The 24214-nt window shown below is 73.0% G+C and carries 24 protein-coding genes and 7 tRNA genes; 11 read left to right on the forward strand and 20 right to left on the reverse strand.

Annotation, left to right across the window (positions count from 1 at the left end; all coding sequences use genetic code 11):
• Positions 1-21: 21 nt before the first annotated feature.
• On the reverse strand, positions 22-1215 hold the full coding sequence (locus ABR738_RS08450; RefSeq protein ID WP_350229356.1) for a hypothetical protein: 1194 nt from the start codon (positions 1213-1215) through the stop codon (positions 22-24).
• Entirely contained in the window at positions 1215-1793 is a 579-nt protein-coding gene (locus ABR738_RS08455) for a DUF4365 domain-containing protein (RefSeq protein WP_350229357.1), read from the reverse strand. Before ABR738_RS08455 ends, ABR738_RS08450 begins: the two co-directional genes overlap by 1 nt.
• A gap of 191 nt (positions 1794-1984) precedes the next feature.
• Here ABR738_RS08455 and ABR738_RS08460 point away from each other — a divergent pair, with 191 nt between their 5' ends.
• Entirely contained in the window at positions 1985-2710 is a 726-nt protein-coding gene (locus tag ABR738_RS08460) for a 3'-5' exonuclease (RefSeq protein WP_350229358.1), read from the forward strand.
• Between the two features lie 72 nt (positions 2711-2782).
• Here the strand turns inward: ABR738_RS08460 and ABR738_RS08465 are convergent.
• The 4 genes from ABR738_RS08465 to ABR738_RS08480 form a co-directional block, all read right to left on the reverse strand.
• Positions 2783-2854, reverse strand: a tRNA-Val gene (locus ABR738_RS08465).
• Between the two features lie 39 nt (positions 2855-2893).
• Positions 2894-3340, reverse strand: a complete 447-nt coding sequence (locus ABR738_RS08470) for an SRPBCC family protein (RefSeq protein WP_350229359.1) — start codon at positions 3338-3340, stop codon at positions 2894-2896.
• Between the two features lie 103 nt (positions 3341-3443).
• Positions 3444-3515 (reverse strand) — tRNA-Val (locus ABR738_RS08475).
• A 52-nt stretch (positions 3516-3567) separates the two neighbouring features.
• On the reverse strand, positions 3568-3969 hold the full coding sequence (locus tag ABR738_RS08480) for a TIGR02611 family protein (protein ID WP_350229360.1): 402 nt from the start codon (positions 3967-3969) through the stop codon (positions 3568-3570).
• A 199-nt stretch (positions 3970-4168) separates the two neighbouring features.
• Here ABR738_RS08480 and ABR738_RS08485 point away from each other — a divergent pair, with 199 nt between their 5' ends.
• Both ABR738_RS08485 and ABR738_RS08490 read left to right on the forward strand, forming a co-directional pair.
• Positions 4169-4585, forward strand: a complete 417-nt coding sequence (locus ABR738_RS08485; protein ID WP_053723613.1) for an SsgA family sporulation/cell division regulator — start codon at positions 4169-4171, stop codon at positions 4583-4585.
• A gap of 194 nt (positions 4586-4779) precedes the next feature.
• Complete coding sequence (locus ABR738_RS08490; protein ID WP_350229361.1) at positions 4780-5337, forward strand: CGNR zinc finger domain-containing protein; 558 nt, start codon at positions 4780-4782, stop codon at positions 5335-5337.
• Between the two features lie 19 nt (positions 5338-5356).
• Here the strand turns inward: ABR738_RS08490 and ABR738_RS08495 are convergent, their stop codons facing one another.
• Entirely contained in the window at positions 5357-5530 is a 174-nt protein-coding gene (locus ABR738_RS08495) for a hypothetical protein (protein ID WP_350229362.1), read from the reverse strand.
• Positions 5531-5671: 141 nt separating this feature from the next.
• Positions 5672-6115 carry a hypothetical protein gene (locus ABR738_RS08500; RefSeq protein ID WP_350229363.1) on the reverse strand — a complete coding sequence of 148 codons (444 nt, stop codon included), beginning with the start codon at positions 6113-6115 and terminating at the stop codon, positions 5672-5674.
• A gap of 208 nt (positions 6116-6323) precedes the next feature.
• Between ABR738_RS08500 and ABR738_RS08505 the strand changes: the two genes are divergently transcribed.
• The gene (locus ABR738_RS08505; RefSeq protein WP_350229364.1) at positions 6324-6851 is read left to right on the forward strand and encodes a DsbA family protein; all 528 of its coding nucleotides are present in this window, start codon (positions 6324-6326) and stop codon (positions 6849-6851) included.
• A 1-nt stretch (position 6852) separates the two neighbouring features.
• On the opposite strand, the gene ABR738_RS08510 is transcribed toward ABR738_RS08505, so the two are convergent.
• Genes ABR738_RS08510 through ABR738_RS08520 form a run of 3 tightly spaced genes read right to left on the reverse strand, consistent with a single transcriptional unit; the run spans position 6853 to position 9641 of the window.
• Positions 6853-7722, reverse strand: coding sequence for a GNAT family N-acetyltransferase (locus ABR738_RS08510; RefSeq protein ID WP_350229365.1), 870 nt, complete (start codon positions 7720-7722; stop codon positions 6853-6855).
• Positions 7723-7763: 41 nt separating this feature from the next.
• Complete coding sequence (locus ABR738_RS08515; RefSeq protein ID WP_350229366.1) at positions 7764-8585, reverse strand: aminotransferase class IV; 822 nt, start codon at positions 8583-8585, stop codon at positions 7764-7766.
• Complete coding sequence (locus ABR738_RS08520; RefSeq protein ID WP_350229367.1) at positions 8586-9641, reverse strand: chorismate-binding protein; 1056 nt, start codon at positions 9639-9641, stop codon at positions 8586-8588.
• 192 nt (positions 9642-9833) lie between these two features.
• On the opposite strand from ABR738_RS08520, the gene ABR738_RS08525 reads away from it, so the two are divergent.
• The 5 genes from ABR738_RS08525 (at position 9834) to ABR738_RS08545 (ending at position 10332) form a co-directional block, all read left to right on the forward strand.
• Positions 9834-9906: transfer RNA gene (locus ABR738_RS08525), tRNA-Gly, on the forward strand.
• Positions 9907-9944: 38 nt separating this feature from the next.
• Positions 9945-10018 (forward strand) — tRNA-Cys (locus tag ABR738_RS08530).
• Between the two features lies 1 nt (position 10019).
• Positions 10020-10091: transfer RNA gene (locus tag ABR738_RS08535), tRNA-Val, on the forward strand.
• A gap of 47 nt (positions 10092-10138) precedes the next feature.
• Positions 10139-10210, forward strand: a tRNA-Val gene (locus tag ABR738_RS08540).
• A 47-nt stretch (positions 10211-10257) separates the two neighbouring features.
• Positions 10258-10332: transfer RNA gene (locus ABR738_RS08545), tRNA-Val, on the forward strand.
• 287 nt (positions 10333-10619) lie between these two features.
• Here the strand turns inward: ABR738_RS08545 and ABR738_RS08550 are convergent.
• Together ABR738_RS08550 and ABR738_RS08555 are read right to left on the reverse strand one after the other, a co-directional pair.
• On the reverse strand, positions 10620-10829 hold the full coding sequence (locus ABR738_RS08550) for a hypothetical protein (RefSeq protein WP_350229368.1): 210 nt from the start codon (positions 10827-10829) through the stop codon (positions 10620-10622).
• 198 nt (positions 10830-11027) lie between these two features.
• Entirely contained in the window at positions 11028-11333 is a 306-nt protein-coding gene (locus ABR738_RS08555; protein ID WP_350229369.1) for a DUF8836 family protein, read from the reverse strand.
• Positions 11334-11527: 194 nt separating this feature from the next.
• Between ABR738_RS08555 and ABR738_RS08560 the strand changes: the two genes are divergently transcribed.
• Positions 11528-12835 (forward strand): serine/threonine-protein kinase, encoded by a 1308-nt coding sequence (locus tag ABR738_RS08560; RefSeq protein WP_350229370.1) that lies wholly within the window; start codon positions 11528-11530, stop codon positions 12833-12835.
• A gap of 55 nt (positions 12836-12890) precedes the next feature.
• On the opposite strand, the gene ABR738_RS08565 is transcribed toward ABR738_RS08560, so the two are convergent.
• Positions 12891-13832, reverse strand: a complete 942-nt coding sequence (locus ABR738_RS08565; RefSeq protein ID WP_350229371.1) for an alpha/beta hydrolase family protein — start codon at positions 13830-13832, stop codon at positions 12891-12893.
• 184 nt (positions 13833-14016) lie between these two features.
• Between ABR738_RS08565 and ABR738_RS08570 the strand changes: the two genes are divergently transcribed.
• The gene (locus ABR738_RS08570) at positions 14017-14619 is read left to right on the forward strand and encodes a TetR/AcrR family transcriptional regulator (RefSeq protein ID WP_350229372.1); all 603 of its coding nucleotides are present in this window, start codon (positions 14017-14019) and stop codon (positions 14617-14619) included.
• Positions 14620-14651: 32 nt separating this feature from the next.
• On the opposite strand, the gene ABR738_RS08575 is transcribed toward ABR738_RS08570, so the two are convergent.
• The 6 genes from ABR738_RS08575 to ABR738_RS08600 form a co-directional block, all read right to left on the reverse strand.
• Entirely contained in the window at positions 14652-15470 is an 819-nt protein-coding gene (locus tag ABR738_RS08575) for a TrmH family RNA methyltransferase (protein ID WP_350229373.1), read from the reverse strand.
• A 113-nt stretch (positions 15471-15583) separates the two neighbouring features.
• Positions 15584-16804: a uroporphyrinogen-III C-methyltransferase gene (gene cobA / locus ABR738_RS08580; protein ID WP_350229374.1), complete on the reverse strand. Its 1221-nt coding sequence runs from the start codon at positions 16802-16804 to the stop codon at positions 15584-15586.
• Between the two features lie 159 nt (positions 16805-16963).
• Positions 16964-20872 (reverse strand): nicotinate-nucleotide--dimethylbenzimidazole phosphoribosyltransferase, encoded by a 3909-nt coding sequence (gene cobT / locus ABR738_RS08585; protein ID WP_350229375.1) that lies wholly within the window; start codon positions 20870-20872, stop codon positions 16964-16966.
• Positions 20873-21212: 340 nt separating this feature from the next.
• On the reverse strand, positions 21213-22427 hold the full coding sequence (gene cbiE, locus ABR738_RS08590; RefSeq protein ID WP_350229376.1) for a precorrin-6y C5,15-methyltransferase (decarboxylating) subunit CbiE: 1215 nt from the start codon (positions 22425-22427) through the stop codon (positions 21213-21215).
• A gap of 96 nt (positions 22428-22523) precedes the next feature.
• A complete protein-coding gene (locus tag ABR738_RS08595) occupies positions 22524-23180 on the reverse strand; it encodes a GNAT family N-acetyltransferase (RefSeq protein ID WP_350229377.1) in 657 nt (218 codons plus the stop codon).
• A 184-nt stretch (positions 23181-23364) separates the two neighbouring features.
• Positions 23365-24213, reverse strand: coding sequence for a MetQ/NlpA family ABC transporter substrate-binding protein (locus ABR738_RS08600; RefSeq protein ID WP_350229378.1), 849 nt, complete (start codon positions 24211-24213; stop codon positions 23365-23367).
• Position 24214 lies beyond the last annotated feature (1 nt).

Raw genomic sequence — 24214 nt, forward strand, 5'->3', positions numbered from 1 at the left:
GCGAAATGGATATCGCGGCGCTCACTGGGGAGCGGGCCCCGCTTCCGTGCCGCAGGCCTCCTCGAAGAAGTCGACGTTCTCCTGGAGCGACTTCATCAGCCGGTCCCGCTCGGCGTCGTCCACCTGGACCGGCGCCACGTCATGGGCGCCGCGGATCCGCCGGAACCCGTCCCGGCTCTCCAGGCGCCCCACGACCCGGATCGGCAGCCCGACCAGGTGCGCGTGCCCGGCGATGCGGTACGCCTCCTCGTCCAGCTCCACGCGCACGTGCGCGACCTCGGCCCCGGCCAGCACCCGCAGCCGTACGAGCCCCGGACCGCGCGGCTCCGGCCGGCGCAGGCGCACCACGGCGCCGGTGACGCGCACCGATACCGACGGTTCACCACCGAGGTAGCGGCCGCCGGCGGCGCGCAGGGCGGGCAGGTCGCCGGGTGAGAAGTCGACGGGTTCGGGCCGGGCCGCGCAGCCTTCGGGCACTCCGGCGCCGGGCGCCCAGGCCAGGGCGACGCGCGCTCCCTCGCTGCCCCGCACCAGGGCGACAAGGGACTCGGTCAGCTCCCTGCTGACGCCCGCGTTCACGGCGGCGTCGAAGGCCTCCATGCCGCCGGTGGTGCGCTGGTAGTCCACCGCGTCGCGGACCGCGTTCAGCGCCGCGTACAGCTGGACCACGGCCGCTCGCGCGGTGGCCGCGGGCACGAACGCGGTGAGCCCGCCGCCCCTCGCCGGTTCCACCAGGACGCCGTCGAGGCAGGCAAGGGCCTGGCGGCGGTGGCGCGCCCCGTGGTGGCCTGCGGGCCCGCGCGCGGCCAGGGCTCCCGCGAGCAGCATTCGGTGGGCGGCGCCGCGCAGGTGTTCCTGCTCGGCCCAGGAGGCAGTGCCGGCCGGTCCTTCGGGCACCTCGCGCCACCAGCGCACCTCGTCGCTCGGCACGGCGAGCGAGACGAGCACGTCGCGTGCCGAGGGCGCGGCGCTGCGCGCGAGCGCGGTCAGGGCTTCGCCGATCAGGTCGTCGCTGTCGGGGTAGGCACGGCTTTCGGGGACCAGCAGGCTGGTGCCCGGGCCGGCCGCGCCCGGCGGCGTCCAGCGCGCGTAGCGCCCCGGAGCTCCGCCGCGCCGGTGCCAGCCGTGCCGGCGCAGCAGCGCGCCGAGGACGGCCGGGTCGACCGGGCCGGGGACCGGCGGGATCGAGCCGGGTTCTTCGTCGGGCCGGCGCATCAGGGTCTCCCTCCCGCTCCGACCCGCGTCATGATCTCGCAGAGCGCGCGGTCGTCGAAGATCCGCGAGGTCGGTATCCGCACCGTGGTCCTGCGCCGGCCGGTCACCGGGTGTCCGGCCAGGTTGATCCAGTAGCAGCAGTGGCGCAGGGCCAAGCGGTCGTGGCCCGCGCGCAGCCACTCGTCCCGGCTCCTCGGCGCCAGCATCACGACCAGGATCTTGTGGACCGACACGGGTGTGCGGGCCAGCTTCACCAGGTGGTCGTTGTCCAGCGTGAAGGAGAAGACCCCGCCCGGCGGGTGCGGCGGGATCTGGTAGGTGCACTTGAGCTGCACCTTGATCGTCACTTCGTCGTCGACGACATGGCCGGCGGCGCTGTGGCTCACGTGCCAGTCGATCCCGTTGTCGGGGAAGGGCTGGGACAGCGAGCAACCCGCTGCCGCCGCCACCGCGTGCAGGTAGCCCACCTGAAGGGTCTCCATGCAGGCGGTGGTGGCGAGTGAGCCGCGCAGCGGTGCGATCCGCCCCGACAGCAGACCGTGGCCGGGCGCGGCCGGATCGGGCTGCGCGAGCGCCATGGCTGCCGTATGCCTTCCGGGCGGTGCCGAACCATTACTCATGACGGCCCGTCAACACCCTGGCCCGTCATCTGTGTTGTCTCCGCAGCCCACGGCCCGCAAACGGCGTATGACGCAAACAGCACGGGTATCACGCAATCGGGCAGGGAAAGCACGCCATCTGCCAGGAGTGCGCGAGGAGTTGAGTAGACATGACGTGCTGGTACGAGGGTCCCCTGGCGGCGTTCGACACGGAGACGACCGGGGTGGACGTCGAAGGGGACCGCATGGTGTCGGCCGCGCTGGTCGTGCAGGACGGCCCGGGCGGGCGGCCTCGGGTGACGCGCTGGCTGATCAACCCGGGCATACCCGTCCCGGCGGGCGCGACCGCCGTGCACGGCCTGACCGACGAGCACCTGCGGCTGAACGGGCGCTGGCCGGCGCCGGTGATGGAGGAGGTCGCCAAGGCGCTGGCCGAGCAGTGCGCGGCGGGGCGCCCGCTGGTCATCATGAACGCGCCGTTCGACCTGACGCTGCTCGACCGGGAGTTGCGCCGCCACCGCGCGGCCTCCCTCGGCCACTACCTGGGCCGCAATCCGCTGCGGGTGCTGGATCCCCGGGTCTTGGACAAGCATCTGGACCGCTACCGCAAGGGCCGGCGCACCCTGACCGATCTGTGCGAGCACTACGGCGTGACGCTGGAGGGCGCGCACGACGCGGCCGCCGACGCGCTGGCCGCCCTCGAGGTCGTACGGGCCCTCGGGCGCAGGTTCGCGGGCCGCCTGGAACGGCTGACCCCCACCGAGCTGCACGCGCTCCAGGCGACCTGGCACGCGGCCCAGGCGCGGGGCCTTCAGGCCTGGTTCAGCAAGCAGGGCACCCCGGAGCTGGTGGACACCGCGTGGCCGTTGCGGCCCGAACTCCCGGCGGCCGCCTGAGCGTTGGCGGGCCGACGGTGGAGGCGGGCAGCAAAAAGGCCGGTCCGTCTGGGACGGACCGGCCTTTCCCGGTGGGCGATACTGGGTTCGAACCAGTGACCTCTTCGGTGTGAACGAAGCGCTCTCCCACTGAGCTAATCGCCCGGGAACGGACTGAACCATACAGGCCTTGTGGCCCCGCTTTCAAACCGCGCCCAGGCGCCGGCGAAGGCCACGGCGTCCGGAGCGCATCATCAGGGCGTGGTTGGCCCGGAACAGCGGGCGGCCCGGCACGGCGAGGCGGCGCAGGAGCGGCCGGACGACCTCGACGTCCTGCTCGTAGACGACGCGGGTGCCGGCGCCGTGCGCGCTCAGCGTCCAGCGCGCCATGCCTTCGAGGTCGCCGCTCAGCGCGGCCTCCAGGACCAGCGCCACCGGATCGCGCCGGGTTTCGCGCGCGGTGACGACCAGGTCGCACGGGATGAGCGCGCGGAACCGGGCGGTGGCGGTGCGCTCGTCGAGCGGGACCGTCTCGCGGACCTCGGGCCACCAGTGGGGGTACTCCTCGTGGCGCTCCAGGACGGCGTAGACGGCGGCAGGGGCGGCCGGCAGGTCCCAGACGCTGCGGAAGCGGTAGTGGCTCCAGTTCATGCGGCCAGTGTGCGCGGGGTGGCGAGGCGGCGGGCGGGCGCCCCGGGGCGGGAACGCCGAAGGCCCCGGAGATCGTGACGATCTCCGGGGCCTTCGGTCCGGGTGGGCGATACTGGGTTCGAACCAGTGACCTCTTCGGTGTGAACGAAGCGCTCTCCCACTGAGCTAATCGCCCGGGCGCAGCGCCAACATTACCGCATGTCAGCGGGGCCTTTGACCACGCACCGTCAGTTGTTGATCTTCCATGGCGCCACCATGCCGACCTTCCCCACATAGACGCCCACGAGGGCGGCGGCGATCACCAGGCCGACCGTGATCACGATGATGTTGCGCCGCCGCACCTTGGGGTCGAGCGCCTTGCGCGTCGCCTCGGTGACCTTCCGCTTCGTCCAGCGCAGCACGAGCTGGGCCCAGACGAATTCGGTCGCCCAGATCGCCATGCCGCCGAAGATCACCAGCCAGCCGGGGCCCGGCAGCGGCAGCATGACCACGCCCCCGGCCACGACCGCGAGACCCACCACGAAAACGCCGACCTGCCAGCTCAGGTGCAGCGGCTTCGACGCCCTGACGAACGCGGGCGCCCGCGACCCGAGCGCCGTGGTGCCCTGCTCGTCACTCCCCGTATCCATGCTCCCCAACGTACCGGACGGGTGTCTCGAAACGGGTTCACCGAAATGGGCGTATAACCTAAAGTAATACTCGGCCATACGAGCTACGCGAACCCCTTCAAAACGGTCAGAGGGGTTTACAACGGCACCGTAGGTGGCATGTCGATTTCGCCGACGTGCGAATCCCCGAGCGCACACTGAGCGAAAGGCCCTGGCGCTTATGAACACCACGGTCAGCTGCGAGCTGCACCTGCGCCTCGTTGTGTCGAGCGAGTCCTCACTGCCTGTACCCGCGGGCCTGCGGTATGACACGGCCGATCCCTATGCCGTGCACGCCACCTTCCACACCGGAGCCGAGGAAACCGTCGAGTGGGTCTTCGCTCGCGACCTCCTCGCGGAGGGCCTGCACAGGCCCACCGGAACCGGCGACGTCAGAGTCTGGCCGTCACGCAGTCACGGCCAGGGCGTCGTCTGTATCGCCCTGAGCTCGCCGGAAGGAGAAGCCCTGCTCGAAGCCCCCGCGCGGGCCCTGGAGTCGTTCCTCAAGCGGACCGACGCCGCGGTGCCGCCCGGCACCGAGCACCGTCACTTCGATCTCGACACGGAACTCTCGCACATCCTGGCCGAGAACAACTGAGGCCAGGCAGAGAGCCGCACGGCGCCGTCCGACTCGGGGCGACGGCGCCGCGCGGACAACCACGGAGCGGCAGCCACCGGCGCCGTCCCCCACGAAGCCGTCGTGGGGGACGGCGCCGGTGCGCGTCCGGCACGAGCCGCTAGAGTCGGCCAGCATCCGACGGGCGCCGCCCGCCGCAGGCCAGGGAGCGAATCGTGCTGATCCCTCACGACACCCGGATCGCGCTCGACATGGTGGTCGATCTGGTGAACACCGCACCGGAGAGCGAGGCCAGGGACCGTCTCGCGGACGTCGACGCGCTGTACGCCTTCGTCAAGGACCACAGCGTCAGCGGCGTGGAACGGCTCTCCCCCGGCGACCTCCTGGGCGTCAAGCAGGTGCGCGCCCGGTTCGCCGAGATCTTCGCCGCGCCCGACGCCCGCAGCGCGGTCGCGCTGGTCAACCAGCTCGTCGCGGCCGCCGGCACCACCCCGCAGCTGACCGACCACGACGGCTACGACTGGCACGTGCACTACTTCGCGCCGGGCGCCTCGGTCGCCGACCACCTGGCGGCCGACGGCGGCATGGCGCTCGCCTTCATCGTCGTCACCGGGGAGCAGGAGCGTCTGCGCCGGTGCGAGGCGCCGGACTGCGGGCGGGCCTTCGTGGATCTCTCGCGCAACCGCTCCCGCCGCTACTGCTCGAGCCGCACCTGCGGGAACCGGCTGCACGTGGCCGCCTACCGGGCCCGGCGCAAGGAAGCCGCCGGCTGAGCCGTCCCGGCGGCGGGCCTCAGAGCAGGAACAGATCGTGTACGGCCGCCATGAGCAACAGGGCGCCGATCACCCCCAAGAAGATCATCAGGGGTGGTTGGGAGAGCGCGAAGAGGCAGCCCCGCGCCTGGGGGTCGGGGGCGCTCGGCTCGTCGGTGGGTGCAGGGACGGGGCCCTGGGAAGTGTCCAGCATCTCGGGGTGATGATGACCCAGCCGCGCCGCATGCATATACCAACGCGGCCATATTCAGCGGGAGTTCACTCGATCTTGCGGCGCGTACGAGAACAGTCGCACGGGCCGGCGCACTCAAGCGCGCGCGGCGGCCGGGCTGCCTCAGATGCCGTGCTTCTTCAAGATGGCCTCGATATCGCTGAAGTCCTCGTTCGCCGCCGGCTTGCCCTGGGGCCGTGCGGCCGGCTGAGCCGGGGCGCGGCCCGCGCCGAGCGAGGGGGCTGACGCCTCCGGCGCCACCGCCTCACGCCGGGCGGCCGCTGCCGCCTTGCGCTCCTTACGGGTCCCACCACCGCGCCGCTCTACGGCGCGGGTCGCCATGAACAGCAGCCACGCGGCCCCGAGCAGGCCGAAGCCGATCCAGACGCTGGGCTTGAAGACGATGCCGGACACCCACTGCACGACGCCCGTCATGACCAGACCGACAGGGACCAGCGAGTAGGCGGCGACGCGCGTGGCCGCCAGAAAGCGCCTGCGGTACGCCGTGATGGCGGCGATGCCCAGGCCGGCCGCGGAAACGGCGGAGCAGACGGTCTCGGCAAGCATCCGGTTCCTCCAGGCGGGAGCGGCGGGGCGAAATGAACGGTGGCGCGAAACGAACGGTGGGGCGAAATGGGCGGTGGGGCGAAATGGGTGGTGACGCTCCTTCCATCCTGCACCGGAACGTGGCCCTCGGGCCACGCCCGGCCTCGACCTCAGGGACATCTCCGGGGCCAGATCCTCCCCAGGTGCCGGTTGCTGGGAGACTGGACCCATGAGCGACACCGCCCCCTCCGGCACCACCGGCCCCACCGACGCCCCTGTCCTCGATGTGTGGTGCGAGTTGCAGTGCCCCGACTGCCACACCGCCCTGGACGACATCCGCGCCCTGCGCGCCCGCTACGGCGACCGCCTCGACATCCGGCTGCGGCACTTCCCGCTGGACAAGCACCAGCACGCCTTCGCCGCCGCCCAGGCCGCCGAGGAAGCCTTCGAGCAGGGGCAGGGCTGGCCGTACGTGGAGGCCGTGCTCGCGCGCACCGAGCGCCTGGCCACCCAGGGCGAGCGCACGCTGGTGGAGACGGCGGGCGAACTCGGCCTGGACACCGACGAGTTCGAGACCGCCCTCATCGACGGGCGGCACATGCTGATCGTCGACGCCGACCAGGCCGAGGGCAAGGCGATCGGGGTGACGGGCACACCGACGTACGTCATCGGCGAGGAGCGCCTGGACGGCGGCAAGAGCCAGGAAGGGCTGCGCGAGCGCGTCGAGGAGATCGTGGACCGACTGCTCGCCCGCTAGCTCAGAGCAGCCGTTTGACGAGGTGGTGGCGGGTGGCGCGGTAGCCGAGGGAGTCGTACAGGCGCGCCGCCGGGGTGTTGTCGGCGTAGACGTGCAGCCCGATCGTGGTCATGCCGTCGGCCAGCGCCACCCGCTCCGCCAGCAGCATCAGCGAGCGCCCGTGACCGCGCCCCCGGTGCTCGTCGGCGACCAGGACGTCGTAGATGTAGCCGCCTCCCCCCCGTTCCCCGGGTTCCTCGCGTTCCTCGGTCGGCGCGGACGCGGGCGCCCGGGCCACCCAGAGGCTCCCGACCGCCCTGCCCCGCTCCTCGAGGACCATCAGGTGCGTCCCCTCGGTCGCGGCTCCCCCGGGCAGCAGCTCACCGTGCTCGCGCTCGGACATCGCCCGGGCCCGCGCCTCGTCCGTGCCCCGCTCGATCCAGTCCCGCGCGTAGCCCTCCACCGCCTTCGCGCGCCAGCGCGCGTACTCGTCGGCGGTCATGGGCCTGCCGGTCGTCCCGGCGGGCAACTCCGGCGGTACGGGCGGGAGTCGCTTGACCATGGTGCGGCTGCGATCGACGTATCCGAGGGCGCCCGCCATCCTGAGCGCCGCCTCGGCCTCCGCCGGGACGGTGACACGGACCTCGCCGCTGCCCCAGCCGCGCAGCACCTCCTCGGCGGCGAGCGCGGCGACGGTGCCCCGGCCGCGCCCCCGGTCGGGCTCCTCGATCCGCAGTCCTTCGATCCGGCCCACGGCGGGCCCGAACCGCGGGTCGGTGGCGATCTGGATCCGTCCGACGTGCCGGCTGTTCACACACACGTCGTAGGTACGTGACTTGGCGCCGTCGGCACCCTGCTGGAGCGGCCCGGTCGGCCGAATGGTGGTGGTCATCAAGGCCGTTGTACCTGCCCCGGCGCCGCCCGTCACGGGGTTTACGGGTCCAGATCCGATCCGGCCCGCTCCTCGAAGATCCGCATGGCCTTCGCCGTGACCGGGCCGGGCGCCGTGCCCAGAACCCGCCCGTCGACCCGGTGCACGGCCTGGACGTCGCGCAGGGTGGAGGTCAGGAAGATCTCCTCGGCGCGCTCCAGGACGTCCAGGTCCAGCTCGCTCTCGTACGCGCCGGTCCACTCCACGGTCAGCGCGCGGGTGATCCCGCCGAGGCAGCCGGAGGCGAGCGGCGGGGTGTGCAGGCGGCCTTCGACGACCACGAACACATTGGAGCCGGTGCCTTCGCACAGCCGGCCGACGGTGTTCGCGAACAGGGCCTCCGACGCCCCGGCCGCGTGCGCCCTGGCGAGGGCGACGACGTTCTCCGCGTACGAGGTGGTCTTCAGGCCCGCCACCGCGCTGTGCTCGTTGCGGGTCCAGGGCACCGTGACCACGGCGGTGGTGTCGGGGCGGCGCGCGGTCTCGCCGAGCGCGACGACCAGGCTCGGCCGGTCGTCGCCCCGGTCGGAGCCGAGCGGTGAGATGCCGCCGGTGTAGGTGATCCGCAGCCGGCCCAGCGGCATGGGGTTGGCGTCAAGGACGGCCGCGCAGGCCCGCCGCACCTCGTCGAGGTCGGGGTCGGGCAGGCCGAGGCCGCGGGCCGAGCGCGTCAGCCGGTCCAGATGGCGGGTGAGCGCGAAGAGCCTCCCGCCGGTGGCCTTCACCGTCTCGAAGACGCCGTCGCCCACGGTGAGCCCGTGGTCGAGCACCGACACCTGCGCTGCGCCGGCGTCGCGCAGGGCGCCGTTGACCCAGATCTGCATTTACGCGGTCCTTCCCCTGTGCCCGCTGTGGGCCCGGTCGCCCGACGCTATCGCGAGCAGCCTGGAGGCCTTCAGCTCGGTCTCGCGCCACTCCCCCTCGGGGTCGGAGCCCCAGGTGATGCCCGCCCCCGCGCCGAACCGCAGCATTCCGTGCGGCCGGTCGAGCCAGAACGTGCGTATACCCACGGCGATCTCCGCGGTGCCCCGGTCGGCGTCGACCCAGCCGATGCCGCCGCAGTAGGGGCCGCGGGGTTCGGTCTCCAGCGCCTCGATGATCCGCGTCGCGCTGGTCTTCGGTGCCCCGGTGACCGAGCCCGGCGGGAAGGCGGCGGCAAGCAGCTCCGGCCAGCCGGCCCCCTCGCGCAGTTCGCCGCGCACGGTGGAGACGAGGTGGACGAGCCCCGGGTACTCCTGGACCGCGCACAGCTCCGGCACGCTCACCGTGCCGGTGGCGCAGACGCGCCCCAGGTCGTTGCGGACGAGGTCCACGATCATCACGTTCTCGGCGTGGTCCTTCTCCAGCAGGTCCGCCTCGGTGCGCGCGGTCCCCTTGATGGGTCCGGACTCCACGGTCCGCCCGGCGCGGCGCAGGAAGAGTTCGGGTGAGGCGGTGGCGATCTCGACCCCGTGGGCGGGCAGGCGGATCGTTCCCGCGTACGAGGCGGGGTTGCCCCGGGCGAGCAGCGCGGTGAGCGCGTCCACGTCGGCCGTCGCCGGCTCGGGCAGCGGGGCGCTCAGTACCCGGCAGAGGTTCACCTGGTAGACGTCGCCGGCCGCGATGTGCTCGCGGATGCGGCGTACGCCCGCCATATAGGCGGCGCGGTCGAGGGAGGTCGTCCAGTCCTCGGCGGCGGGCCCGCACCAGGCGCCCGGTACGGGCTCGGGGACGGGCAGGGTGCGGACGTCCGCGAACCGGGCGCAGACGAGCCGTCCCTCGAAGTCGGCCGAGACGGCCCAGAAACCCGCGGAGTCGAGGGCCGCGGGGTCACTGGTGACATCACGCAGGTCAGTGGCGACGAGGCGGCCGAAACGGGCCAGCGGAGTGAGTGCGTGCACGCTGGTGAGTCTAGAGCGGGTGCGGGTGGGGTGCCCCTGGGTGACGTGGAGGCGAACGCCGGGCGTCGTCCCTGGCGGGGGCACGGACCGGACGCACCGCAGCACGCTGCACAAACGCGTTTTTGTACTGGCCCGGGAATCCGCTAGAGTTCAACACGTCGCCGGGACGCGCAAGCGGAACGGAAACGACAAGCGGACGTGGCTCAGTTGGTAGAGCATCACCTTGCCAAGGTGAGGGTCGCGAGTTCGAATCTCGTCGTCCGCTCGATGTGGGGGATCTTCCCGACCCTCATATGCACTCCTGGTGGAGTGGCCGAGAGGCGAGGCAACGGCCTGCAAAGCCGTCTACACGGGTTCAAATCCCGTCTCCACCTCCAGGCGCGATTAGCTCAGCGGGAGAGCGCTTCCCTGACACGGAAGAGGTCACTGGTTCAATCCCAGTATCGCGCACGCAGTAACACGAAGTAACCGGTCCCGTAGGGTTTGGGGCCGTTCCCGCGCGATTAGCTCAGCGGGAGAGCGCTTCCCTGACACGGAAGAGGTCACTGGTTCAATCCCAGTATCGCGCACGCAGTAACACGAAGTAACCGGCCCGGTAAGGTTTGGGGCCGTTCCCGCGCGATTAGCTCAGCGGGAGAGCGCTTCCCTGACACGGAAGAGGTCACTGGTTCAATCCCAGTATCGCGCACCACCCGGGACCCCCGGCCTTCTCGAAGGCCGGGGGTTTCGTCGTTCGGACCGTCGGCCCGGCGGCTCAACGCCCTTGCGGGAGCGCCGAGTCGGGGACCGAGCCGTCGAACGAGCCGTGGAACGTGCCGCAGAACGAGCGTGGAAACGGCAAGGAAAAGGCGTGGCCCGACCGGCTCCCCAGCCGATCGGGCCACGCCTTCTACTGCCGTCCGCCGCACCCCCGTCCCCACGGGGCTGATATGGCCGGATGTCCCGACCCGGTCCGCTCTACCGGGTCCGGGGCGCCGCTCAGCGCCCCAGCATCACGCCCACGGACGACGCTTGTGTGACCACCGCGTCCCAGCCGCCGAAGACGACTACGAGCAGGGCCGCCAGGGGAAGGACCATGGCCGTCGCCACCAGGGGGTGGCGCGGGCCGGAACGACGGGCGCCGAACGCGATGCCGTGCGCCGCGCGTCCCCGCGCGCGGACGACTGGCCGCGTCACCGTGTGCGCCATGGTCCTCTCCTGTCCGGTTCAAGGTGTTCTTCGTTCCCGCTGCCAAGCGTCGTGCTCGGCAGCGGCGGGTGTCTGGCCTCGGGGGACGAGTGCGCCACCCGCCGCTTGACTCCCACAGTAGGCAGGCGCGCGGCGCCGCACGTCATGCCCTCGTACCGCTTGGCCGGCCTCCCAGGGGATGAGCCGTCACCCCCGCGCCTACTCCCCTGGGTGGAGACGAGCCTCCTGCCTCTTGGGGTCTTCCCGGAGGGGACGGGGCCCCGGGTGGCTCTCCCTCTCCCCCGCGTCCTCCCTGGGGACGGGCTGCTCGACCAGGGCGAGCACCCGCGTCGCCATGAAGCGGGCGGTGCGCACGACGGTGCCGCTGCGGGTGACTTCGCTCACTTCGACCACACCGCGACGGACCGCCGTCTCGACCCTGCGCCCCGCCCTGCTCGCCACCACTTCATAGGTGCGCGTCGTGTCTCCGGCGTCCACCACTATCTCCACGCGGTCACCCTTCATGGACCCAAACCCCGTTCTCTGACTGCCCATTGAGATCTCGCACGGGCCAGCCGCCAGGGCTCCACGGCTCGCTGACCACTCTTCAAGTCTCCCACCGGGCACTGACAATCGGTCGGGCCGTGAGGGCGCGGCCTATGAGCACACCGGGCGACGGGTACGTAAGCTGTGCCACGTCAACAGGACTGGCAGCGGGGATGAAAATGGCGATGATGCGGCTCCGGCGCGAGGACCCGCGTGTCGTCGGCTCGTTCAGGCTCCACCGGCGTCTCGGCGCCGGCGGCATGGGGGTGGTGTACCTCGGTTCGGACCGGCGCGGGCAGCGGGTGGCGCTGAAGGTGATCCGGCCCGACCTCGCCGAGGACCAGGAGTTCAGGTCGCGGTTCGCCCGTGAGGTCTCGGCGGCGCGCCGGATCCGTGGCGGGTGCACGGCCCGGCTGGTCGCCGCCGACCTGGAGGCGGAGCGCCCCTGGTTCGCCACCCAGTACGTGCCGGGGCCCTCACTGCACGACAAGGTCGCCGAGGAGGGCCCGTTGACGGCCGCCGACACCGCGGCGATCGGGGCCGCCCTGTCCGAGGGCCTGGTCGCGGTGCACGAGGCCGGGGTCGTCCACCGCGACCTCAAGCCGTCCAACATCCTGCTGTCCCCCAAGGGGCCGAGGATCATCGACTTCGGCATCGCGTGGGCCACCGGCGCCTCGACGCTGACCCATGTCGGCACGGCCGTGGGCTCCCCCGGCTTCCTCGCCCCCGAGCAGGTGCGCGGCGCCGCGGTCACGCCGGCCACCGATGTCTTCTCGCTCGGCGCGACCCTGGCGTACGCCGCGATGGGTGACTCGCCGTTCGGACACGGCAGTTCCGAGGTGATGCTCTACCGCGTGGTCCACGAGGAGGCGCAGCTGCGCGGTGTGCCCGACGCGCTGGCCCCCTTGGTCCAGGCGTGTCTGGCCAAGGACCCCGAGGAACGGCCGAGCACCTTGCAGCTGTCCATGCGGCTCAAGGAGATCGCCGCACGGGAGGCGCAGGGCGGCTCGCACGCACCGGGCGCGGATGTGCGTCCCCCGGTGCAGCGCGACCGTGCCGAGGTGGAACGGCCCACGGGACGGGTCGACGAGCGCACCCAGCGCTACACCGAGGCGAGCCGTGACGTCCCTTCCCCCGCGTCCCGCCCCGGGGCGCGCACGGGCGGCTCCGCGTCCCGTACGGGCGGCTCGTCATCCCGTACGGGCGGTTCCGCGCCGCGTACGGGCGGCTCGGCGCCTCGTACCGGTGGCTCCTCGTCGCGGACCGGCGGCTCTTCCTCGCGCACCGGTGGTTCGCGTCCGGGTGGGCCGCGCGGGGGTGCCTCCCGTCCCGGGGGGCGTCCCGGCACGCGGCCCGGGGCGCGCACGTCGGGCGGGGGGCTGCGGCCCGCCAACCCCCGGCTGCTGCGGCAGCGGCTCACCGTGTTCGTGCTGGTCACCTTGATCGTGCTGTTGGGTATCGCGGCGGTCAAGCAGTTCTGAGCAGTTCTCAAGGCGGGCGGACCTCTCGGTGCTCACGCGCCGCGGGTGGCTGCCGCTACTTGGTCCGCAGCGTGGCCAGGGGGTCGGGGTCCGTCTCGAGTTCGCTCATCACCGCCTTCCAGGAGGGGTCGCCCGGGTGGAGGGCGCTGTGCAGGAACGCCGTGGTGAGGCGCTGGAGCAGGGCGACGCGTGCCGGGTTCTCATCCGTCGTCTCGGCGGCCTCGTATCCGGCGACGCCGCCCAGCGAATGCTCCCCGCCGGCCAGGGTGAGCAGGCTCTTGGGGGCCGGGCTGTGGGTGTAGGGGTCGGTGAACCAGTCCGGCCCGCGCGTGGTCAGCCGGGAGTGGTCGTTGTCCCCGGCGACGACGAGCGTGGGCGGCGTCATGGAGGCGAAGGACGGCGTCATGAAGGGAAGGTGCTCCCGCGCGAACGGCGTCAGCTCGTCGCCGAGGCCCGGCGCGGCGAGCAGCACGCCCGCCATCACGCGGGGATCGGACATGTCCTCTCCGGGCGCGCCGTCCGGGCCGAGGACGCGCGCCCCCAACAGCATGCTCGCGCTCTGGGCTCCCCAGGAGTGCCCCGCCACGGCGACCCGGGCGCGGTCCACGCGGCCGGCCAGGCCCGGTATCGCCGCTTCCAGGACGGCGAGTTCGTCCAGCACGCGCACCAGGTCCGCGACGCGCACGCGCCAGATGCCCGGCGTGCGGGGATCGTCGGCGGACAGGGCGAGGGTGCGGGAGTCGAGGTGGGTGGGCTGCACGACCACGAAGCCGTGCGCGGCCCAGTGGTCGGCCAGCGGGCCGTAGCCGTTCATCGTGGAGCCGGCGCCGTGCGAGAAGACGATGACGGGCAGATCGCCGCCGGTCGCGGGGGCGGACACGCGGACCTGAAGGTCCTCGCCGCGGCCCGGGGCGGGCAGGAGGACCGGCTTCGCGGAGACCACCGTGGCGGGGACGCCCCGCACGTTTCGCGCGGCGAGGGTGTTGGAGTCGGACATGGAGGTGCCTTCCCTTGACGGCGATGGCGGGCCGGGGTCCGGTCTGCCATCATGAGTGAAGCGGAACCTTGTTCCGTTTAAGATACGGAACCGTGTTCCGTTTTACAAGGGTGAATCCGGGTGATCGCGAGAGGTGATCGCCGAACACCGCCCGGCGGTGCGGAAAAAGGGAAGGGAGTGCCGCGTGAGCGACAGCGGCAAGGGGACGGCGAGCTCGGCCGGGTCCCGGCGCAAGGACGCCCGGCGCAATCAGCAGACGCTGCTGGAGGCCGCGGCCGCGGTCTTCGTCCAGTCGGGCGTGGAGGCGCCGGTCCGGGACATCGCCGCCGAAGCCGGTGTCGGCGTGGGCACCATCTACCGCCACTTCCCCACCCGGGCGGACCTCGTCGTCGCGGTCTACCGCCATCAGGTGGACGCCTGCGCCGAGGCGGGACCCGCCCTGCTGACGGCGGCGCCCTCACCCCAAACCGCCCTGGAACAGTGGGTCGACCAGTTCGTCGACTTCCTGGTCACCAAACACGGCCTCGCCGCGGCGCTGCGGGCCGACACCAGCGGCTTCGAGCCGCTGCACACCTATTTCCTCGACCGGCTCCTGCCGGTGTGCGCCGCGCTCCTGGGCGCCGCCGCCGAGTCAGGGGAGATACGTTCCGACCTCGACGCGTATCAGCTCATGCGGGGCATCGGAAACCTGTGCGCAGGCGCCGAGGACGACCCGCGCTATGACGCGCGCCGCCTGGTCGCTCTGCTCCTCGCGGGACTGCGAAAGGACCCGGCGGCCCGGAGCTGAGCGCCCGAGCTGAGCGCCGGAGTTTGGCGCGGTCAGGTCGTCGGCCTGCCGGTGGCCACCGCGTAGAAGGCGACGGCCGCCGCCGCGCCCACGTTGAGCGAGTCGACGCCGTGGGCCATCGGGATGCGTACCCATTCGTCGGCGGCGACCAGCGCCTGACGGGACAGCCCCTCGCCCTCCGCGCCCAGCATGAGGGCCACCTTGTCGAGCTTGTGCGGGGCGGCATCGTCGATGCTGGAGGCCTGCTCGGCCGGGGTGAGCGCGAGCAGCTTGCAGCCGGCCGCGCGGACCGTCTCCAACCCCTTGGGCCAGGAGTCGAGCCGGGCGTAGGGGACCGAGAAGACCGCGCCCATCGACACCTTCACCGACCGCCGGTACAGCGGGTCGGCGCAGTCCGGTGAGAGCAGGACCGCGTCCATGCCCAGGGCGGCTGCGCTCCGGAAGATCGCGCCGATGTTCGTGTGGTCGTTGACGGCTTCCATGACCACCACGCGGCGCGCGGCGGTGAGCAGTTCCTCGGCGGCGGGCAGCGGCTTGCGCTGCATCGAGGCGAGCGCCCCCCGGTGCACGTGGTAGCCGGTGACGCGTTCGGCGAGGTCGGGGCTCACCGCGTAGACGGGCGCGGGCAGTTCGTCGATGACGTCCCGCATCACGTCGACCCACTTGGCCGAGAGCAGCATCGAGCGCATCTCGTACCCGGCGTCCTTGGCCCGTCTGATGACCTTCTCGCCCTCGGCGATGAAGAGGCCTTCCGCGGGTTCGCGGCGGCGCCGCAGTTCCACGTCGGTCAGGCCCGTGTAATCGCGCAGACGGGGATCGTCGGGGTCGTCGACGGTGATGAGATCGGCCACAGGGTGATACTGCCTTGTCCTGAGTGAGGTGCCAACGGCTGGAACGCGGCTCCGTCACTGAGGTGCGGGGACCGCGTCACCGGGAGTGAGCGGGCGGTGGGCGTTCGCGGGGATCAGGGGCGCGCGTTCACCCTGACGACCTCGCCGACGACGATGACGGCCGGAGGCTTGACCTCCTCGGCCCTGGCGACCTCGCCCACGCTTCCCAAAGTGGCGTCCACGCGGCGCTGGGCGGCGGTGGTGCCTTCCTGGACGAGCGCGACGGGGGTCTCGGGGCTCTTGCCGTGCGCGATGAGCGCCCGCGCGATCGCGCCGATCTTGTCGACGCCCATGAGGATCACCAGGGTGCCGCGCAGCTGGGCCAGCGACTTCCAGTCGACGAGCGAGCGCTCGTCGTCCGGGGCCACATGGCCACTGACCACGGTGAACTCGTGCGCCACACCCCGGTGCGTGACGGGAATGCCGGCCGCGCTCGGCACCGAGATGGAGCTGGAGATGCCGGGCACCACGGTGCAGGTGATGCCCTCATCGGCGAGCGCCTGGAGCTCTTCCATGCCGCGCCCGAAGACGTAGGGGTCGCCGCCCTTGAGCCGCACGACGGCCTTGCCGGCCTTCGCGTGCTCGATCAGCGCGTTGTTGATGGCCTCCTGGGCCATGAAGCGGCCGTAGGGGATCTTCGCCGCGTCGATGACCTCGACGTGCGGCGGCAGTTCGTCGAGCAGATCGCGCGGGCCGAGCCGGTCGGCGATGACCACGTCCGCCTCGGCAAGCAGCCTGCGGCCGCGCACGGTGATGAGGTCCGGGTCGCCGGGGCCGCCGCCGACCAGGGCGACGCCCGGGGTGCGCGTGCGCTGCTGCGGGGCGACCAGCGTGCCGTCACGCAGACCCTCGACGACCGCGTCACGGATCGCGGCCGAGCGGCGCGGGTCGGGGGTGTCGGTGGTGAGGACGGCGACCGTCACACCCTCGGAGCGGCCGGTGGCCGGGGTCCAGGCGGTGGCGGCGCTCGCGTCGTCGGAGCGTACGCACCAGACGCGGAAGCGCTCGGCCTCGGCGGAGATCCGCTCGTTGGAGGCGGTGTCGGCGGTGGCGACGAGCGCGTACCAGGCGTCCGCGAGGTCGCCGTCCTGGAAGCGGCGGCGCTCCCAGCGGATCTCGCCCGCGTCGGCCATCGCCTCGACGGAGGGGGTGGCGCTCGGGGAGATCAGGGTGACGTCCGCCCCGGCGGCGACGAGGGCCGGCAGGCGGCGCTGGGCGACCTGGCCGCCGCCGACGACGACGACGCGGCGGCCGGTGAGGCGAAGGCCCACCGGGTACGCGGGGTGTTCGACCATGGTGGCGGTGCTCCTCGGGCGGGCTGGCGTGCGATGGGCCGCTGCGGCGGTGAAGCGGCTGGTGGGAGGGGTACGCGCCCCCGCCGACAGCCTAAAGGGCGGGGGCGGCGTCGGCGGGGGCCGGGGTCGCCTGCCCCGGCCCCCGCCGACGCGTACGGACTACTTCTCGGTGACGCCCGCCGAGTCGAACGTGGCGACCTCGTGCATGGCGCGGGCCGCGCTCTGCACCAGGGGCAGGGCGAGCAGCGCACCGGTGCCCTCACCGAGGCGCAGGTCCAGGTCGACCAGCGGGCGAAGGCCCAGCTTGTTGAGGGCGGCCACATGCCCGGGCTCGGCGCTGCGGTGTCCGGCGATGCAGGCGGACAGCACCTCGGGGGCGATCGCGCGGGCGACCAGGGCGGCCGCTCCCGTGCTGACGCCGTCGAGGATCACCGGCGTACGCAGCGACGCGCCACCGAGCAGGAAACCGACCAGGGCCGCGTGCTCCAGACCACCGATCGCGGCGAGGACGCCGATCGGGTCGGCCGGGTCGGGCCGGTGCAGTTCCAGGGCACGGCGCACGACATCGACCTTGCGGGCGTGCGTCTCGTCGTTGATGCCGGTTCCGCGTCCGGTCACCTCCACCGGGTCGACGCCCGTGTAGAGCGAGATGAGGGCGGCGGACACGGTGGTGTTGGCGATGCCCATCTCACCGGTCAGGAGCGCCTTGTTGCCGGCCGCCACCAGGTCGCGGGCGGTCTCGATGCCGACCTCGATGGCGGCGATCGCCTCCTCGCGGGTCATGGCGGGCCCGGCCGTCATGTCGCCCGTACCCGGGCGCACCTTGCGGGGCAACAGGCCGGGGGTGGCCGGCAGTTCACTGGCCACGCCCACGTCGATCACGCAGACCTCGGCGCCCACCTGGCCGGCGAAGGCGTTGCAGACCGCGCCGCCGCCGAGGAAGTTGGCGACCATCTGGCCGGTGACTTCCTGGGGCCAGGGGGTGACGCCCTGCGCGTGCACCCCGTGGTCACCGGCGAAGATCGCGACGGCGGCCGGCTCGGGGATCGGCGGCGGGCACTTGCGCGACAGCCCGGACAGCTGCGCGGAGATGATCTCCAGCATGCCGAGCGCGCCCGCAGGCTTGGTCATCCGCTTCTGCCGCTCCCAGGCCTCGCCGAGCGCCTTGGCGTCGAGCGGGCGGATCCCGGCGATGGTCTCCTGAAGGAGGTCGTGCGGGTCCTCGCCGGGCAGCGCGCGCCGGCCGTACGTCTCCTCGTGCACGACCCACGACAGCGGGCGGCGCTTGGACCAGCCGGCCTGCATCAGCTCGGGCTCGTCCGGGAACTCGTCCACGTAGCCGACGCACAGGTAGGCGACGACCTCCAGGTGCTCGGGCAGGCCGAGGGCGCGGACCATCTCGCGCTCGTCGAAGAAGGAGACCCAGCCGACACCGAGGCCTTCGGCGCGGGCGGCGAGCCACAGGTTCTCGACGGCGAGCGCCGAGGAATACGGGGCCATCTGCGGCTGCGTGTAGCGGCCCAGGGTGTGCCTGCCGCCACGCGTCGGGTCCGCGGTGACCACGATGTTCACCGGGGTTTCGAGGATGGCCTCGATCTTCAGTTCCTTGAACTGCTTGGCCCGGCCCTTGGGCAGCGACTTGGCGTAGGCCTCGCGCTGGCGCTCGGCCAGTTCGTGCATGGTGCGCCTGGTCTCGGCGGACCGGATCACCACGAAGTCCCAGGGCTGGGAGTGCCCGACGCTGGGCGCGGTGTGGGCCGCCTCGAGGACGCGCAGCAGCACCTCGTGCGGGATGGGGTCGGAGCGGAAGCCGTTGCGGATGTCGCGGCGCTCACGCATGACGCGCAGGACGGCCTCCCGCTCGGCGTCGTCGTACCCGGGCGCGGCGGGTCCCTGCTCCAGGACTTCGGCCACCTCATCGGCCCGCTCGGACGCCTCCGCCTCCCCGGCGGCCGGCACGACCGCTTCCGGAGTCTCGACCGGCCGCGGCGCGGCGGCCGTTTCAGGAGTCACCGGCGCGGCGACGGCCTCGGCCACCGGCGCCGCCGGGGCGACCTCCTGGACCGGTCCGGCGGGCTGGGCCGCGCCCTGGTCCTGCCGCGGTACGAGGACGGGCTCGGGGGCCTGCACGGGTTCGGGGGCCTGGACCTGCTCGGATGCCTGGACGGGCTCGGGCGCGACGGCGGCGGCCGCCGCCTCGGGGACGCCGGGCTGTCCCGGGACCTGCTCCTCGGCCACGATCTGCGGCACGGGGACGGCGACATGCGTGGGCGCCTGGTCCGGCGCGACCGCGACCGGCGCGGGCTCGGCGGCGGGCGCGGGCTCGGCGGCGGGCGCGGGCTCGGCGGCGGGCGCGGCCGTGACCGAGCCCGCCTCGGCGACGGCCGGCTCGACGACGGGCTCGGTCACGGCCGGCTCGGCGGGAAGCGGCTGGGCCGTCTGAGCTTCGGCTGCCTGGGGTCCGGCCGCCTGGGACTCGGTGGGCAGCGGCGCGACGACCGCGTCGGGCGCGGCGGGCGCGGACTCGGCGGCCTCGGGCGCGGCGGGCTCGGGCGCGGCGGGCTCCGGCATGACGGCCTCGGCCACGACGGGCTGGGCGACGACGGGTTGGGGAGCGACCGCCTCAGGTGCGACGGATGCGGGCGCGGCGGATTCGGGCCCGATGGCCTCCGGCGCGACCGCATCGGACACGACCGCATCAGGCGCGGCGGGTCCGGCCACGGCGGATTCGGCAACGGCCTGCGGAGCCTGGGTCTGCTCGGCGGCCCCCGCATGCGCAACCTGCGTCGCGGCGGCCGACGCCTCGGGGGCGGGCGCGACGGGCTCGGCGGCGGGCTCGGCCACGGCCGGTTCGGGCGTCACGGGCGCGGCGGCGTCCGGAGCCACGGGCTCGGCCGCGGCGGCCGGCTCCGGCTGCGCGACCACAGCGACGGCCTCGGGTGCCGGCTGCGGCACCTCCTGCGCGCTGCCCACCTCGGGCGCGGGCGCGTCCTGCGCGGGCGCGTCCTGCGCGGGCGCGTCCTGCGCGGGCGCGTCCTGCGCGGGCGCGTCCTGCGCGGGCGCGTCCTGCGCGGGCGCGTCCTGCGCGGGCGCGTCCTGCGCGGGCGCGTCCTGCGCGGGCGCGTCCTGCGCGGGCGCGTCCTGCGCGGGCGCGTCCTGCGCGGGCGCGTCCTGCGCGGGCGCGTCCTGCGCGGGCGCGTCCTGCGCGGGCGCGAGGTGCGGTCCGGTCGGGACCGAGCCCTCCACGGGCACGAACTGGCCCACCGGCTGCGGCTGTCCACCCTGTTGCGGCTGTCCGCCCTGTTGCGCCACGAGCTGGTCGACCAGGAGCATCGGCGCGGGCTGCGCCATGTGCGGGGCCGCCTGCGACGATGCCTGGGCCGGTACGGTCTGAACCGCCGCGTGCGCTTCGGCGCCCTCCGGGACGACCGTTTCTGCAGGGGCCACGGGCGTGTTGAGTGACGTCTGCGGCGCGGAACGCTGCTGAGGCGTCCATGCCATGCCTCCCCCCGGCTGCACGTGCCCGGGCTGGGGCGCCGGAGGCTGCGGAGCGGCTTCCTCACGCGGGACGTCCAGGTACTCGGGGCCGACGGTGGGCGGCCCCTGCGTCCGGACGGGCATCGGGTTCGCGGGGGCGCCGGCCGGGCCCCGGTCGGCGAGGGAGCGTACGACGCCGGAGGAGGTGTCCGGCACCTGGGGGCCGAGGTGCAGGGGGCGACGGGCCGGTGGCGGAGTGGGGTTCGCGGGCGCCTGCGCGGCGCGGGCGCCGCCGAGGTCGACCGAGCCCGTGTCGCGGCCGCCGGTCTCGTGCGCGCCGGGCTCCGGTGACGGGCCGGGAGCGGGCGGCGCCGGGGCGGCGACAGGGGCAGCGGCGGCCGCCGACTGCGGGTCGATCCAGGCACCTTGGGCGCCGGGCATCAGGAGGAGGTCGTCGTCGTCCATGGCGGTCGCCGCGTTGTCGGAGGGGTCGAGGAAGGTGTAGGCGCCGGGAGCGGGGACGCCCGGCTGTTCCACCATGCCTGCGTTCTCCGGCAGTCCCTCGCCCGGGACCTGGCCGGTGTCAGTCATGCGTACCCCTCGCCCATCTGTAGTGCTCCTTCGGCCTGCGCCCGGGACCACACACGCTCGGCTCGCGGCACCCGTCGCTCAGGACGTGTGCGCCGCGCGGTTGCGAACGGCCCGCGGGTGTCAACGACACCATGCATTGTCGCGGGCCTTCGCCGCCGTGGCGGTCAGTCTCGGCCACGGACCGTGTGGGCTGCGCCACGTTGCGCGTCCCCCGGATGTGCCGTACCGACCACGGGTCCCCCAATCGGTTCCCCTGTCCGGCCCTTGGCGAGCGGCGCCGCGAACGGCCGGGTGCGGTACAACGATCGGCCAGCCTACCCTTTGCGACGCGCCGCGACCGTCACAGGGATCTTTCTTTTCGCCGTCCGCAGAGCAGGAAGGCGACCGAGCGTTCGCGCTCCGACCAGGCACGCGTGTCGAGGTCGACCGATTGGAGGAGCGCGCACTCGACGTCGTATCCGCCGGCGCTCAAAACGGCTCCCACGGCCTCCGCCTCGTCCCGTGTCGAGGCATGCGTGACGATGCGCTCGGGCCTGCGGTCGGCGCACGCCTCCACCACGCCGGCCCCGCCGCCCCCGATCCGTACGACGTCGGGCTCGGGCAGCGTCTCCAGGATGTGCGGGGCCCGGCCCCTGACCACCTGGAGCTGCACGCCGAAGCGGCGGGCGGTGGACTCGGCGCGCGAGCAGGCCCCCGCGTCCTCGTCGACGGCTATCACCGCGGCGCCGAACCGCGCCGCCTCCACCGACAGGGCGCCGCTGCCGCAGCCGATGTCCCACACGAGGTCGCCGACCCTGGGCCCGAGCCTGGCGAGTTGGGCGGCGCGCAGCTCGGCGGTTTCACCGGTGCCGAGGCCGGCGTCGTACTCGCGGGCCGGCAGCGCCCAGCCGCGCGGCGCCGAGGGGTAGCCGGGGGCGGGTCCCGCGAGCCAGCCCTCGCCTTCGCCCGCCGGGCCGCCGCCCAGGACGATGACGACGTTGGGGTCGCGCCAGGCGTGGTCGGCGGCGCTCTCGGAGGTGAGGACGGTGACCTGTTCACGGTCGCTGCCCAGTTCCTCGCAGATGACGAAGGTGCGGTGGACGCCTTCGAGGAGCAGCGCGAGTTCGGCGGGTCCCGCGCCCGGCGAGGTGAGGACGGCGACCTTGGGGTGGGCGCGGCAGACGTTGACGGCGCGGCGCAGGGTGCGGGGGTGGGCGACGACGATCCGGGCGTCGTCCCAGGGCATGCCGGCCCGGGCGAAGGCTCCGGCGACGGCGGAGACGGCCGGCACGACCTCGACCTCAAGGCCGTGCTCGGGGTCCCTGAGGGTGCGCAGGACGCCGAAGAACCCGGGGTCGCCGTCGGCGAGGACGACCGCGCTCCCCCGGTGCCCCGCGATGCGCCGGGCGGCCAGGCTCACGCTGCCGAGCCGGATGCGTTCGGCGCCCGCGGGCACTTCGGGGAGCGAGAGGTGGTGGGCGGCGCCGGCGACCAGGGTCGCGGCGGTCAGGGCGGAGGTGGCCGCGGGGGTGAGGGGCGAGCCGTCCCAGCCGATCACCGTGACGCGGTCGGCCATCTTCGTCAGACTCCAGGGGTGGCAGGTCGGGCGGCGGGTGCGCCGGGTACGGACTTGAGGGTAGCTCCGGAAAGGGGAGCGGCCGCCGGCCCCGGATCAGTTCCAGTCGGGGTAGGAGGCGTATCCGGCCTCCGTGAGCTGGTCGGCGACGCCGTCGAGGTCTTCGGGGAGCAGGCTCCAGACGATGAGGTCGGTGCGGATGTCCGTCCAGCCGCCGTCCTCCGTCTGCGTACGCGCTATCCAGGCGTTGCGCAGGACTCCCTCGCTGACGCAGCCGATCTTCTGGGCGACCTGCTGGGAGGCGGTGTTGTCGGCGGCGGTGCGCAGTTCCAGGCGCTCGAACCGCTGGTCCCTGAAGAGCCATTGGGCCGTGGCGAGCACGGCCTCGGTGGCGTAGCCCTCGCCGCGGGCCCAGGGCGCCACCACATAGCCGACCTCGGTGGCCAGGGTGCGCCAGTTGGTGTGCTGGAGGTGGACGATGCCCACCAGGCGCTGGGTCAGGAACTCGGTGACCGCCAGAACGATTCCCCGGCCCTCCAAGCGCTCGCGCGGGGCGATGTGGCGGACCCAGTCGTCGGCGTCGCGCGCGGTGTAGGGGTGGGGCACCGCGGTCCAGGCGACCACCTGCTCGTCGTTCATCATCTCGATGAGCGCGGAGCCGTCGGCGTCCTCGAAGGGGCGCAGCACCAGCCGGTCCGTGCTGATGGAGATGTCCGGGAACACCGGAAGGTGGGTAGTCATGTGCCGCTCCATGCCGTGGACCGCCTTGGGGACCGCGCCGGCCCCGGGGGCCGCGTGGCCCGTCAACCTGTGAGGACCGTAAAGGCACAGCATGCAGCATGGGGACCTCGGCGCGCATGGCCGGGTGGCGGTGACGACGAAGGTCCCGGACACCTGACGCGGTGTCCGGGACCTTCGTCCTGCCGTACGGGCAGGGCTACTTGGCGGGACCGAACGCGGGGACGACGGAGCCCGCGTACTTGTCGGTGATGAACTTCTTGACCTCGTCGGAGTTCAGGAGCTTGGCGAGCTTCTGGATGCGCGGGTCGTTCTCGTTGCCCTTCTTGACGGCGAGGAAGTTGGCGTAGGGGTTGCCTTCGGCCTTCTCCAGGGCGAGGGCGTCCTTGGCGGGCTTGAGGTTCGCCTCGATGGCGTAGTTGCCGTTGATGACGGCGGCGTCCACGTTATTGAGGGCGCGGGGCAGCGTGGCGGCCTCCAGCTCCTTGAACTTCAGGCCCTTGCTGTCCTTGATGTCGGAGAGCTTGGCGCCGGAGCCGACGCCGTCCTTGAGGGTGATCAGGCCGTTGGACGCGAGCAGTTGGAGCGCGCGGCCCTCGTTGGTGGTGTCGTTGGGGACGGCGACGGTCTGGCCGGCGGCAAGGTCCTTGAGCGACTTGACCTTGTGCGAGTAGAGGCCGAGCGGTTCAAGCTCCACGTCGACGACGGGCACGATGTGGGTGCCGTTCTTCTTGTTGAAGTCGTCCAGGTAGGGCTTGTGCTGGAAGAAGTTGGCGTCGACCTGGCCCTGCTCGGTGGCGGTGTTGGGCAGGACGTAGTCGGTGAACTCCTTCACCTCCAGCTTCAGTCCGGCCTTGGCGGCCAGGTTGTCCTTGACGAACTTGAGGATGTCGGCGTGCGGGGTCGGGGACGCCGCGACGACCAGCGCCTTGGACTCGTCGGCCTTGCCGGCCGGCTTGGGGTCGGAGGAGGAGCCGCAGGCGGTGAGGCCGACGGCGAGCGCGGCGGTGGCGAGGGCGGCAGCGGTGATCTTGGTGTTCTTACGCACG

The organism is Streptomyces sp. Edi4 (assembly GCF_040253615.1).
In the GTDB taxonomy this organism is placed as follows: Bacteria; Actinomycetota; Actinomycetes; order Streptomycetales; family Streptomycetaceae; genus Streptomyces.